We start from the raw sequence: 12,635 nt of genomic DNA on the forward strand, positions 1-12,635 counted from the left end.
CGGACACCCCGTGCCCCACCGTGGGCTCCCGCCGCGCGCCTCCCACCGGGCGGCCGTGGGAAAACACGGCTCGCCGAGCTGCCGGGGCGGCTGGCAGGGTGCGTACATGCCACCGCTGTACGAGGTACGAGCCGACTACGACGCTCGGACGATCGTGGTCTACCAGGCGTACTCGCCCGCCGTGGCCGCTCCCGCCCTGGAGGCAGGCCGGTTCGTGCCGCCGTTCTCCTTCCACCGCATGACGTGGATCAAGCCGTCGTTCCTGTGGCTGATGCACCGCAGCAACTGGGCCCGCAAGCCCGGCCAGGAACGCATCCTCGCCGTGCGGATCACCCGGGAAGGATGGGAAGAGGCCCTCTCCCGGGCCGTCCTGACGACCTCGGACCCGGCCGCCGTCGCCGGGGCACCGGTCCACGTCCAATGGGATCCGGAGCGCTCCCTGCGGGGAGGGGCGCTCAACCAGTACAGCATCCAGGTCGGCATCGGCCGCGGTCTGATCCGCAGGTACGTCGACGACTGGCTGGTCGACATCACGGACGTCACCGCCCGGGCCCGCAAGATCGCGGACCTGGCCCGGACGAGCCACTGCGCAAGTGCCGGACGCCTGCTCCCGCCGCAGCGCCCCTACCCGCTCCCTCCGGAGATCGGCCACCGCCTCACGGCAGGCTCTTGACGTAGGCCTCGATGGCGGCGATCACGCGGTCGCGGTCGGCGGCGGAGATGTCCGTTCCGGCCGTCTGCTGGAGGAAGAAGTAGGTGAGCGAGGCCGTGCAGACGTCTGCCTGTTCCTTGGGGAGCAGGCAGACGAGGCCGTTGGTGGTGGGGTGCGCGCCGCGGAAACGCAGCAGGTGGAGCATGGCTTTGACATCGGTCGACCGGTCTTCGCGGCTGGTCCCCACGTAGAGCCCCGGGACGCCGCTGGGGATGTTCACGGTCCTGCCCGTGTCGGCTTCCTTGCAGGCGCTTTCCGTGACGTCCGGCGGCAGCTGTTCCAGCAGCTCGGGCGAGGTCTTGCCGAAGTCGGAGCAGTCGGTGGCCCTGCCGCTCAGTTCACTGACCGTCAGGCCCTGCCCGTAGCCCTCCATGAGGACGGGGTGGTCACTCACGCTCAGCTGCCAGTTGGCTCCGGATTCGAAATAGGTGTAGGCGCACGTCTGGCCCGCGGGCGCGATCAGGTGGTTGTTCGGGCGTGCCGCGTAGACCCGGGCTCCGGCGGGCAGCTTGACCTGGTTCGGCAGGCGGACCGAGGGCGCTACGGACGGCAGCGCCTCCGGCGGTACGGTCGGGAGGGGATACTCGGACGGCGCGTCCTGCGTACAGGCGGTGACGGGGACCTCCTGGGCGGGCACTTCGATCGGCTTCGCCTCGGGCAGGGTGGGGACCACGAGCTTCTCCAGCACCGCGTTCAGTTCGGCGGCGTCTTGGGTGAACTGCGGGGCGGCGCTGCGGGTCGCCGACGCCAGCCGGGTCAGGACCTCCTTCTCCGCGACGGGTACCCGGTAGCCGACGAAGCGGAACTCCAGGTGCAGGCCCAGGCGGTCCATGCGGTCGCGGACCTTCTCGTTCATCGCGACCGGGTCGCCGCCGCAGCCGTCGGTGCCCTGGGTGGTCACCACGACGATCCGGTTGCGCTTGCTGCCGCGGAAGGGGTAGCGCCCGGAGAAGTCGTCGATCGCCGCCAGGAGCCCGCTGCTCAGGGTCGCTTTCCCGCCGGGCGTCAGCGCGCGTGCCGCCGCGCCGATCCGTTTCCCGTTCCCGGTCGCGCTGCTGACGAGTTCCTCCGTGTTGTCCGGTTCGCCGCAGCCGCCGCCGAAGCGGCGCAGGGAGAGCGCGTCGCCGTCCCCGGCGTTGCGGACCGCCGCGCCGACCGAGTCGGCGAGGGCGCCGAAGTCCCGCTGCGCACCGGACGGTCCGGGGTCGGAGGTGTCGACGAGGAACGCGGTGCGGTACTGCGGGGTGGACCGGACGACGTACACGACGGTCGCCCCCATGCCGATCACGACCACCGCGAGGGCGGCCAGGGCGATCCGCAACCAGCGCCTGCGAGGCCGGGCCGCAGGGGTCGTCATCGAGCCGCCGGGGCTTTGGCGCGCAGTGCGGCGAGTGCCTTGTTCATCGCTTCCACCCGGGTGTTGTAGTCGGCGGCGGCCTTCTCGAAGGCCTCGTGCCGGGGGCCCAGCGGGGCCTTGGAGCGCGCCGCCTCCAGCAGCCGGTCGGCGGTGTCGAGCACGGTCTCCTGCTGCTCCCGCAGGTCCGCCGCCCGGTCGTTGATGTCGCGTCCCTCCGGGGTCTTGGCCCGTCCGCCGAGGTCTTCGAACTCGGTGCCGATGTGCGGTTCCCGGGCCCGGTCGAGGTTGCGGCCGGCCTCGTCCAGCCGGCCGTCGGTGATCTCCTGTACGGCGGTGTTGATGCGGGTCACGGTGGGGTTGAGGACGTCCACGATCTTCGTGGCGTTCCGCAGGACCGGTTCGGTGTTGGTCGACCATTCGAGGGCCGCGTCGAGGTCCGCCTGCGTGTTCGCGAAGACCGGTTCGGTCGGGTTGGAGCCGGCGCCGGCGATCGACTTCAGGCCTTCGCTCTGGTCCTCCGGTACCTGGTAGCCGATCAGGCGGAATTCGATGTCCAGCCCGGCTGCGCGGATCCGTTCCCCGATCTCGCGCCGGACGAAGTCGGTGTCGTCGTCGCAGGCGTCCTTGCCGTGTCGGGTGACGACGACGATGCGGTTCACCTGTTTGGCGCGCTGACCGGCGCCGATCGCGAACGTGGTGGTGAAGTCGTCCACGGCCTGGACGATGCCCCGCAGCAAGGTGGCCCGGCCGCCCACCGGGGCCTGCCGTGCGGCCCGGACGATGTCCTGCCGGTTGTCGGTGCCGAAGTCCACCAGCAGCTTGGTGTTGCCGTCCGCTCCGCACTCGCCGCCGAAGCGGCGCAGGGCCAGGGCGTCGGAGTCGCCGGAGTTGCCCAGGACGGTCCCGAGGGAGGCGGCGACGGCGGCCGCGTCCGCGGCATCGGCGGCGGTGGCGTCCATGAGGAACTGCGTCTTGTAGGTCGGCGCGTAGGACGGCAGCACCCAGTGCACCACTGCCCATGCCCCGCCGCCGAGCAGCGCCAGGACCAGCAGGACGAGGAACGTGTTCCGGATGCCGCGAGGGATGCGGATGTCGAGGACGCGCATGTCGCGGCCGGCCTGGTACACGCGGGCCTCGCCCGACGCGGTGGCCTCTTGCCGCACCCCTGCCCGTTGCGCCTCGGCGTCGTCGTCCGCACCGCCGGAGTCCGATGGGGGAGATCCCTTCATGCCGACCATCGTCGGCGACAACACATGATCACTTTAAGTGGTCGTCACATGTGTTTTTGTCACCATCGCGCCACCCGTCACCACGGCGCCACCCGTCACCGCCGTACCGCCCGTCGGCCGAGGGGCGGTACGGCGGCTGCGGATCAGACCGTGAGGACGATCTTGCCCGTCGTGTGCTGCGACTCGCCGAGCTCGTGGGCCTTGCGGACCTCCTGGAGCGGGAAGGTCTCCGCGATCAGCGGGCGCAGCCGGCCCGAGTCCGCGAGGGCGGCCAGTTCGGCCAGCACCACGTGGTCGGGGGCCACGTTGACCGTGATGGCGCGGACGCCCGCCGCGGTCGCCTTCACCGTGATCTCCTCGATGGCGAGGGGGTTCGTCACGCCGATGTAGAGGCCGCCGGGGCGCAGGGTGCGCAGCGAGCGGTCCTCGTAGTCGCCGCCGATCAGGTCGAGCACGACGTCGACGTCCTGCACGGCGGTGGCGAAGTCCTGCGCCGTGTAGTCGATCAGCTCGTCGGCGCCGAGCTCGCGCAGCAGTTCGTGCTTGGCCGCGCTGGCCGTGCCGATGACGTACGCGCCGCGGGACTTGGCGATCTGGACGGCCAGGTGGCCGACGCCGCCGGCCGCCGCGTGGATCAGCACCCGCTGGCCCACCTGGATGTCCGCGCCGTCGATCAATGCCTGCCAGGCGGTGGACCCGGCGAGCGGCAGGGCGGCCGAGGAGACGTGGTCCAAGGTGCCCGGCTTGCGCGCGAAGTGGCGGGCGGGTGCCGCGACGTACTCCGAGTACCCGGCGGCCTCGTGCGGGAAGGAGGGCAGGCCGAAGACCTCGTCGCCGACCTTGAAGCGGTTCTCGCCCGCCGCGACCGCGACGACGGTGCCGGAGACGTCCCAGCCGACGCCGAACGGCGGGGTCAGCCACAGTCCGTACGCTCGGATCTTCCAGTCGATGGGATTGACGCCGGCGGCGTGGGTCTTTACCAGAATTTCCGTGGAGCCGGGAATCGGGAGCGGGGAATCCGTCAAGTTCAGTACTTCAATTCCGCCGAGGGACTCCTGGCGGACGGTGCGCATGGTTTCTGTCATGCATTCGATGATCTCAACTCGCAAAGCCGAATCCCCATCGATATCCGGCCATTCACGACCTGACAGACCGGGGTGGAATGGTTTTCGAGCCGCAGTGGCCTGCTCAATGCTGGGGTATATGACTCAGCTGCGATCACTTGGTTCGGCCGGCCCCGAGGTATCCGCTCTCGGCCTCGGCCTGATGTCCATGTCCGACTTCTACGGGCCCGCCGACCGGGCCGAGGGAGTCGCCACCGCGCACGCCGCCATCGAGGCCGGGATCACCCTCCTCGACACCGGCGACTTCTACGGCAGCGGCCACAACGAGCTCCTCCTGCGCGAGGTGCTGGAGAGCCACGACCGCGAGCAGCTCACCCTCAGCGTGAAGTTCGGCGTCCTGCGCGACCCCTCCGGCGGCATCCTCGGCGTCGACTGCCGCCCCGAGGCCGTGAAGAACTCCCTCGCCCAGACCCTCCAGCGGCTCGGCACCGACTACGTGGACGTGTACCGGCCGGCGCGCCTCGACCCGGCGGTGCCGATCGAGGAGACCATCGGCGCCATCAAGGAGATGGTCGACGCCGGGCACGTCCGGCACATAGGCCTGTCCGAGATCGGTGCGGAGACCCTGCGCCGCGCCTCCGCGGTGCACCCCATCGCCGACCTCCAGATCGAGTACTCGCTGCTCTCCCGCGCCATCGAGGACGAGATCCTGCCGACCGCCCGCGAGCTGGGCACCGCCATCACCGCGTACGGGGTGCTCGCCCGCGGCCTGCTGTCCGGCCGCTGGAACCACCAGCGGGCCGCCGCCTCCGACGACGGCCGCAGCAACTTCCCGCGGTTCAGCGGCGAGAACCTCGACCGCAACCTCCAGCTGGTCGAGGCGCTCGGCAAGGTGGCCGAGGCCAAGGGCGTCACCACCTCGCAGCTGGCGATCGGCTGGGCCATGGCCCAGGGCGTCGACGTCGTCCCCGTCGTCGGCTCCCGCCGCCGCGACCAGCTGACCGAGGCGCTCGGCGCGCTCTCCCTGGAGCTCACCGCCGAGGACGTCGCCGAGATCGAGCGGGCCGTCCCCGCCGACGAGGTCGCCGGCACGCGCTTCGACGCCGAGGGCATGGCCATGCTCGACAGCGAGAAGAAGGGCTGAGCATGCGGCCCATCGGCAGCGCCGCCCAGTGGCAGGCCGACCGCCTCGACGTCGGGGCGTACCTCGACCGCCTCGGCATCACCGGGCCGCTGGAGCCGGACGCGCAGACCCTGCGGCGGCTGCACCGCGCGCACGCCCTGACCATCCCGTTCGAGAACCTCGACATCCTGCTGGGGCGGGGCATCGACCTCGACGTGGACGTCATGCAGGACAAGCTCCTGCGCAGCAGGCGCGGCGGGTACTGCTACGAGCACAACATGCTCTTCGCCCTCCTGCTGGAGCGGCTGGGGTACGAGGTCACCCGGCTGTACGCGCGCCCGATCCTCGACGCGCCCAAGCCGCTGCCCCGCACGCACCTGATCCTGAGCGTGGCCGTGGGCGACGAGACGTACCTCGCCGACGTCGGCTTCGGAGACGAGGGCCCGCTGGAGCCGCTCCTCGTCTCCGACGGGATCGTCTCGGAGCAGAACGGCTGGGTGTACCGGTTGGCCCGGGTCGGGGGCGCCGACAAGGAGTGGGTGCTCTCGCTGAAGCGGGACGACGACTGGTTCCCCCTGTACTGGTACGCCACGGAGGGGCACCACCACATCGACTGCGTGGTGGCGAACTACTTCATCTCCACGCACTCCAGCTCGCCGTTCACCGGCCGGGTCTTCCTGGAGCGGATCGCGGAGGACTGGCGGCTCAACCTCAACCACCGCAAGCTCACCCTGACCCGGGCCGACGGCACCGGCGAGGTCCGGTACGTGGTGGACGCGGAGGTGCGCGAGCTGCTGGCCAAGCAGTTCGAGATCGAGCTGACCGAGGAGGAGGTCGCGGTGGTCGTGGCCGCGCTGCCCGCCCCCGAGCCCTCCTGAGCCTGCGTACGGACCCTGCGGGGCCCGTGGCGCGCACCCGGCCGGTGCGCACCGCGGGCCCCGTTCCGTTCGCCGTCGGGGCCGCGGGGGCGCAGCCGCCCGTTCACGGCAAAGCCGTACGGGCCCGGCTGGGGGGAGCCGGGCCCGTACGGCGGACGCCTGAGGGGGGTGCAGCGGGGGTGCGGGTGGTGCGGGGGTGGTGCGCAGGGGGGGTGCGCAGGGGGGTGGGGGGTCAGCGGGGCTGGACGGCGATGCGGGTGGCCTTGCCGGTGGAGGCGCCGCTGGTGACGAAGGAGCCGTCGAGGTTGTTGATGGTGAAGGCGAAGTCGAAGTTGGCGGTGTTCTTGCCCGTCACCGTGATGTTGGCCTTGAACGTGATGGTGGAGGCGGCCTTGCCGTCCGTGCCGATCAGGAAGGCGGTGTCGGTGTCGGAGTAGGTGCCGCAGCCGGTCTGGCGCCATTCGCCGTGCGAGGCGGTCGTGGTGTTGTTCGGCGAGGTGAAGTTGACGACACCGGTGGTGGCGGTGGCGCTGCCGTAGTAGCTGCCGAGGAAGGTGTCGTGGGTGTTGTCGTCGACGACCTTCCAGCTGCCCGGCAGGGTGTAGCAGCCGCTGCCGCCCTCGACCGCGGCGTTCGCCGAACCCGTGACGGCCGTCGCGGTGGCGAGCGCGGCGACGCCCGCGAAAACGGCGACCTTGATGCGGGTGCTCTTGCGCATGTGAATCTCTCCCAAGGAATCGATGTGTATTCCGGCAATTCCTATGATGGCGCAGTGAATTCATAGGAGGTATAGACCGGATGTCGATTCGTCAGGTCCACGAAAAACCCCTGTGCCGCACGCAGGACGCGTGCGGCACAGGGGTGTGTGAACAATGAAAAGAGAAATCAGTCGATCTGCATGATGATGCGGATCGCCGGGTCGACGTCCGGCTGCTTCGGCATGGCCGCCGGGTCGATGACGATGCCGAAGTTCTCCTCGTAAGCGGCGCGCAGGGCGGCGTCGTCCGCGAGCAGGGTCGTCACGGTGCCGTTCTCGTCCGTGCGCGTCAGCTCGCGGCCGTTGACGGTGACCCGGCCGGCGTCGTTCTGCATCGAGCAGATCAGGTTGTGCAGGAACACCGAGTCCGGCGCGCTGCGGTACCACCACAGGGTCGGGTAGAAGTCCCCGATCCGCACCGGCCGCTCGTCGAGGCGGTACTGGACGTTCCCGTTCAAGTGGACCTGGAGGAAGCCCTCCTCGGGCCGGGTCACCTGGTATGCGCCGTGCGGGTCCTTCTGGACCTCCGCCGATGCGGTCTGGAGCGGGAACCGGCTGTTCTTGCCGAAGCCCACGTCGACCAGCCAGTCCTGGTCCTCCAAGCGCACCCGCAGCGCCAGGTGGCACAGCGGGGCGCCGAACGCGCCACCGAGGAAGACCTGGCCGGCGAGGATCTCCACGGAGAAGCCGAGCGCCTCCAGGAGGTGCCCGAAGGAGGGGTTCAGCTCGTAGCAGCCGCCGCCGCGCCGGCGGGTGACGATCTTGTCGTAGAGGAACTCGCGCTCAAGGCCCAGCTCGGCGCCCTCGACGTGGTAGTCGATGTTCTCGAAGGGCACCGACAGCACATGGCGCTCCTGGAGGTGGCGCAGGGCGTGGATGTCGGCCTTCTCGGGCCGGCGCGCGCCGATGCGCTCCAGATACGCGTCCACCATCGCATCGCTGAGCATGGTCTTCGTCCTCTCCTCCGTCATCGGGACCACCCCGTCGGCGGGATGTTGTGGTTCACGCGGAACACGTTCTGCGGGTCGTACGCGTCCTTGACCGCGACGAGCCGGGCGTACGTCGCCTCGTCGTACGCCGAGCGCAGGTGCTCGGGGGTGCTCTCCAGGGCGCTGATGAAGCTGAGGAACGGGCCGCCGATGCGCCAGGGCTCCATCGTCTCGATCAGCCGCTCCTGGAACTCCCGTACGTCCTCGATGTGTTCGGGCCACACCGGGGCGCCCGCGAACAGCGTGTACGCGGTCTCGCGGTGCGGCAGGGCGTTGGGGTGCTCGGGCTGCCGGCCCAGGGCTCCGCCCAGGTGGCGCAGTTCGATGCCGGGTCGGACCGCGTCCACGCCCTCCTTGATCAGCGGGAGCAGCGTGTCGATGGCGGCGTCGTCGAGCTCGCGGATCCGGGTGGAGCGCTCGAAGTACACGAACGGCATGGTCGGGTCCATGTTGATCTCGGCGACCCGGGTGTACGGCATGTCCGCGACGGTGTCGAGGACGGCCGGGGCGATCTCGCGCAGCGGGCGCAGCAGTTCCTCGCCCTCCTCGTTCGACCCGTTGAAGGCGATCCGGACGTGGGCGAGGAAGCGGCCGCGGACCGGCTCGGGCAGGACGTCGATGTCGGGGAAGCGCATCACGGCGATGGAGGACTGCATCGCGTCGGGGACGGTCCGCGTCCAGTCGCGCCAGGTGCGCAGGATCTCGTCGATGTGCTCGCCGGGCAGGAACAGGCCGCCGCCGTAGAGCCGGGTGACGGGGAACAGGCCGATCTCGATGGAGGTGACCACGCCGAAGTTGCCCTTGCCGCCGCGCAGCGCCCAGAACAGGTCCGGGTGCTCCTCGGGGGACACCAGGCGCAGTTCGCCGTCCGCGGTGACGAGGTCGATGTTCTTCACGTGGTCGGCGGAGTAACCGTACGAGCGGCCGAGCGGGCCGAGGCCGCCGCCGAGGGTGTACGAGACCACGCCGACGCCGGGGGAGGCGCCGTTGAGCGGGGCCAGGCCGAAGGCCGCGGCCTCCTCGATGACCCGGCTCCACTGGACGCCGGGCTCGATGCGGGCGGTGCGGGTGCGCGGGTCGATCCGTACGCCGCGCAGGTTGCGGGTGTTGATCAGCAGCGCGCCGTCGGCGGGCCGTGCGACGCCGTGCCCGGTGGCCTGGACGGCGAGGGCGATGCCGCGGCGCGCCGCGAAGCGCACGGCGGCGATGATGTCGGCGGTGCCGTCGGCGAGGATCACGGCGGCGGGCCGGCTGTCCGCCAGGATCCGGTTGAAGCCGGTCTCCGTCTCGTCCTGGTAGGCGTCGGTGCCGGGCAGGAGCAGCGGCCCGCGCAGCTCTGCGGCGAGCGCGGCGAAGTCGTCGGTGGTCACGGCGGTGGTGGTCTCGGCGGTGTTGGTCACGGATGACGTTCCTTTCGCTGACGGGGTGCTCACCGGGCGTCCTTGCCGGCGGTGCGCAGGCTCGGGAGCGTGAGCGCGGTGAGCAGCACCACGACGCCGCCCAGCCATGCCACGGTGATCAGCTCTACCTGGTCGACGATCAGACCGCCGACGAGCGCGCCGAGCGCGATGGCCAGGTTGAAGACGGAGACCCACAGGGCGGAGGCGGCCTCCATCGCGTCGGGCGCGGACTTCAGCATCCAGGTCTGGAGGCTGACGGAGACGCCGCCGAAGGCCAGGCCCCACAGGACCAGCAGGGCGATGCCGCCGGCCTGGGTCTTGCCGAGGACCGGGAAGAGCAGCATCGCGGCGGCGAGCGCGACGATGATGACGGCCATGGTGCGGCCCAGGTTCTTCGCGACGGCCGCGCCGGCGACGAAGTTGCCGATGATGCCGGCCACGCCGAAGCCCAGCAGCAGGACGCTGATCAGGTCCTCGTCGATGCCGGAGACCTGCTGGAGCATCGGGCTGACGTACGTGTACGCGGCGAGGTGCCCGGTGACGATGAGGGCGGTGGCGATGATGCCGGAGCGGACGCCGCGGTTGGCGAACTGGCCGATCAGCTCGCGCACGCTGACGGGCTGGGTGGCGGGCAGCGAGGGCAACAGGGCCAGCAGGGCGACGAGGACGACGAAGGCCAGGACGCCGAGCGTGGCGAACGCGGTGCGCCAGCCGGCGAGGCCGCCGATCAGGGTGCCGGTCGGTACGCCGAGGACGTTGGCGGCGGCGACGCCGCCGAAGATCAGCGCGGTCGCCCGGGGGATCGCCGCCGGCTGCACCAGCCGGAACGCGAGACCGCCCGCGACGGCCCAGAAACCGCCGATGGTGACGCCGACCAGGACGCGGGAGGCCAGCAGGATGCCGAAGCTGGGCGCGAGGACGGTGACCAGGTTGGCGACGGCCATCACGGTCATCAGGCCGACGAGCAGGAAGCGGCGGTCCATGCGGCCGACGACCACGGGGATCAGCGGCGCGGACAGTGCGGCGACGAGGCCGGGCACCGTCACCATGAGGCCCGCGGTGCCCTCGGAGACGTGCAGGGCGCCGCCGACCGAGGTGAGCAGGCCGATGGGCAGCTGCTCGGCGGTGACGAGGGTGAAGATGCCGACGGCGACGGAGATGACGGCGAACCAGCTCTTCAGGGAGGTGCGTTCCGGCACCGGTGCCGGTGTGACGGTCTCGGCGGGTGTTTCGAGTGTTGCCATGACAGGAACCTCATTCGTGTCTGGGGGCGGGAGCCGGCCTGCTGGGAGGCGGCAGGGCGGCCGCGGGGCAGGTCAGGTGCGCGGGACCCAGCCGGACTCGTCCCAGAACCGCAGCTGCCGCAGCTTCGACGTGGTGGCGATCTCGGCGATCCGCTCACCGCCGAGGACCAGCGTGCTGGGGTGCTCGGGATCGAAGACCGGCCAGGCGGGGGCACCGGGGCCGGTGGGCACGCCGTCGCGGGCGAAGGCGGCCACCAGGTCCATGAAGGTCTCGGAGACGGCGCGCTCGTGCGGCCCGTCGTGGAACAGCGGAGTGGTCTCGGGTACCGGGTAGGTGGCGGAGATCGCCGCGGGGTCGGCGTACGTGCCGAACAGGAACGGCGAGGTCGCCTCGTGCGGGGTGCCGTGGTGGGGGGCCCGGACGGGCTGCGCGAACTCCATGACGTACTGCGGCGAGCGGCCGTGGCGGGCGTGCCGCTCGGACAGCCGCACGATCTGGTAGCGGAACAGCGCGTCGCCCCAGATCTCCGTCCACAGCGACAGCGGGTCCCGGGGCAGCCCGTCGGCCTCCGCGGCCTCGCGGTACGCGGCTATGCAGGCATCGGTCAGCTCGTACGGGACCTTCTCCATCCCCTTCTCCAGCACGCCGCGGACGGCTTCGCGGAGCTCGGCCGCGTCGGTGGGGGGCGGGGTCGGGGTGGGCTGCGGCGGGCAGGGGCCGGTGTAGAACGAGCCCTCGGTACGGGTGTGGACGGCCAGCACCGGGACCTCGGGGGTGGGCAGTTCGTAGTCGAAGGCGCTCATCCAGCGCCCGTCGACGACCGGGCCGCGGAACTCGCGGCCGCTGCCGACCTCGCGTTCGCCGGGCAGGCCGCCGAACACCTCCTCCCAGGCGTCCATCAGGGCGGCCGCGGGGACCTCCCGCAGGCCGGCCACGGTCGTGCCGAGCCGGCGCGCGACGGCCTCGTACGCCTGCCGGGAGTCGGCGGGGGACATTGAGGTGGCGGGCTCCCAGACGTGGCAGGCGCTGATGGGGACGATGCGGCGGATGATGCCCCGCAGTTCGGGCAGCAGCGCGAACTGCCAGGTGCTCGCGCCGCCGGCGGAGGTGCCGGCGACCGTGATGTTGCCCGGGTCGCCGCCGAAGGCCGCTGCGTTCTCGTAGACCCAGCGCAGCAGCGCCGCCTGGTCCTGGAGGCCCCAGTTGGCGAAGTCGCCGGTGTCGGAGTCGGTGAACTCCTCGTGCAGCCCGAAACCGAGGGCGCCGAGGCGGTAGTTGAAGGTGACGACGACGAGGTCGCCGCGGTCGGCGAGGCGGGCGCCGTCGTAGACGGGCAGGCTGCCGCCGCCGACCATCCACCCACCGCCGTGGATGTAGACCAGCACCGGCTTGGCGGCTTCCTCGTCGGCGTCGGCGTCGGTGTCCGGGCCGGCGTCGACGGAGCCGGTCGGGGCGGGCGTCCAGACGTTCGCGTACAGGGAGTCCTCGCCGCTGCCGGGGATGATCGGCTGGAGCGACTCGGGGGCGAACGCCGTGGCGTCGCGCACCCCGCTCCACGGTTCGGGCGGCCGGGGCGAGGCGAAGCGCAGGGTGCCGACCGGCGGCGCGGCGTACGGGACGCCGCGGAAGACGGACAGCCGGCCGGAGCGCTCCCCGGCGATCACGCCGGCGCTGGTGCGGGCGAGCACGGCTCCGGCGGGCGCGGCTGCGGCTTCGGCTCCGGCTTCGGCTCCGGTTTCGGGCGAGGGGCTGGGGGCGGCAGAGGTAGCCATTGCCGTGGGTTCTCCATCGTCATCGGCGGGCGGTCAGTCACGCCGACTCCACGGTGCCCATTCGAACCGAATGTGCCGCGTCGGATGACTCCGGACCATCCGATGCTGG

Annotated in this window: 11 protein-coding genes; 3 read left to right on the forward strand and 8 right to left on the reverse strand. The window is 71.3% G+C overall.

The window, feature by feature from the left end; all coding sequences use genetic code 11:
- The first annotated feature begins 106 nt into the window (after positions 1 to 106).
- A complete protein-coding gene (locus OHA65_RS19730) occupies positions 107 to 673 on the forward strand; it encodes a DUF4291 domain-containing protein (RefSeq protein ID WP_327284402.1) in 567 nt (188 codons plus the stop codon).
- Here OHA65_RS19730 and OHA65_RS19735 read toward each other — a convergent pair.
- The 3 genes from OHA65_RS19735 to OHA65_RS19745 all read right to left on the reverse strand — a co-directional run bounded on the left by OHA65_RS19735 (position 657) and on the right by OHA65_RS19745 (position 4,383).
- The gene (locus OHA65_RS19735) at positions 657 to 2,069 is read right to left on the reverse strand and encodes a hypothetical protein (RefSeq protein ID WP_327284403.1); all 1,413 of its coding nucleotides are present in this window, start codon (positions 2,067 to 2,069) and stop codon (positions 657 to 659) included. The two genes, OHA65_RS19730 and OHA65_RS19735, sit on opposite strands and share 17 nt — an antisense overlap.
- On the reverse strand, positions 2,066 to 3,298 hold the full coding sequence (locus OHA65_RS19740; RefSeq protein WP_327284404.1) for a hypothetical protein: 1,233 nt from the start codon (positions 3,296 to 3,298) through the stop codon (positions 2,066 to 2,068). Before OHA65_RS19740 ends, OHA65_RS19735 begins: the two co-directional genes overlap by 4 nt.
- Positions 3,299 to 3,441: 143 nt before the next feature.
- Positions 3,442 to 4,383 carry an NADP-dependent oxidoreductase gene (locus OHA65_RS19745; protein ID WP_327284405.1) on the reverse strand — a complete coding sequence of 314 codons (942 nt, stop codon included), beginning with the start codon at positions 4,381 to 4,383 and terminating at the stop codon, positions 3,442 to 3,444.
- 118 nt (positions 4,384 to 4,501) lie between these two features.
- On the opposite strand from OHA65_RS19745, the gene OHA65_RS19750 reads away from it, so the two are divergent.
- Together OHA65_RS19750 and OHA65_RS19755 are read left to right on the forward strand one after the other, a co-directional pair.
- Positions 4,502 to 5,506 carry an aldo/keto reductase gene (locus OHA65_RS19750; protein WP_327284406.1) on the forward strand — a complete coding sequence of 335 codons (1,005 nt, stop codon included), beginning with the start codon at positions 4,502 to 4,504 and terminating at the stop codon, positions 5,504 to 5,506.
- A gap of 2 nt (positions 5,507 to 5,508) precedes the next feature.
- Positions 5,509 to 6,363, forward strand: a complete 855-nt coding sequence (locus OHA65_RS19755; RefSeq protein ID WP_371644198.1) for an arylamine N-acetyltransferase — start codon at positions 5,509 to 5,511, stop codon at positions 6,361 to 6,363.
- Positions 6,364 to 6,595: 232 nt separating this feature from the next.
- Here OHA65_RS19755 and OHA65_RS19760 read toward each other — a convergent pair whose 3' ends face one another.
- The 5 genes from OHA65_RS19760 to OHA65_RS19780 all read right to left on the reverse strand — a co-directional run bounded on the left by OHA65_RS19760 (position 6,596) and on the right by OHA65_RS19780 (position 12,526).
- Entirely contained in the window at positions 6,596 to 7,081 is a 486-nt protein-coding gene (locus tag OHA65_RS19760) for a hypothetical protein (protein ID WP_371644200.1), read from the reverse strand.
- A 167-nt stretch (positions 7,082 to 7,248) separates the two neighbouring features.
- On the reverse strand, positions 7,249 to 8,091 hold the full coding sequence (locus tag OHA65_RS19765) for an arylamine N-acetyltransferase (RefSeq protein ID WP_327284409.1): 843 nt from the start codon (positions 8,089 to 8,091) through the stop codon (positions 7,249 to 7,251).
- On the reverse strand, positions 8,088 to 9,509 hold the full coding sequence (locus OHA65_RS19770; RefSeq protein WP_327284410.1) for an FAD-binding oxidoreductase: 1,422 nt from the start codon (positions 9,507 to 9,509) through the stop codon (positions 8,088 to 8,090). The genes OHA65_RS19765 and OHA65_RS19770 overlap by 4 nt, the downstream gene beginning before the upstream one ends.
- 29 nt (positions 9,510 to 9,538) lie before the next feature.
- Positions 9,539 to 10,753, reverse strand: coding sequence for an MFS transporter (locus OHA65_RS19775; protein WP_327284411.1), 1,215 nt, complete (start codon positions 10,751 to 10,753; stop codon positions 9,539 to 9,541).
- Positions 10,754 to 10,825: 72 nt separating this feature from the next.
- On the reverse strand, positions 10,826 to 12,526 hold the full coding sequence (locus tag OHA65_RS19780; RefSeq protein WP_327284412.1) for a carboxylesterase family protein: 1,701 nt from the start codon (positions 12,524 to 12,526) through the stop codon (positions 10,826 to 10,828).
- Positions 12,527 to 12,635 lie beyond the last annotated feature (109 nt).

This window comes from Streptomyces sp. NBC_00045 (genome assembly GCF_045041095.1).
GTDB lineage: Bacteria > Actinomycetota > Actinomycetes > Streptomycetales > Streptomycetaceae > Streptomyces.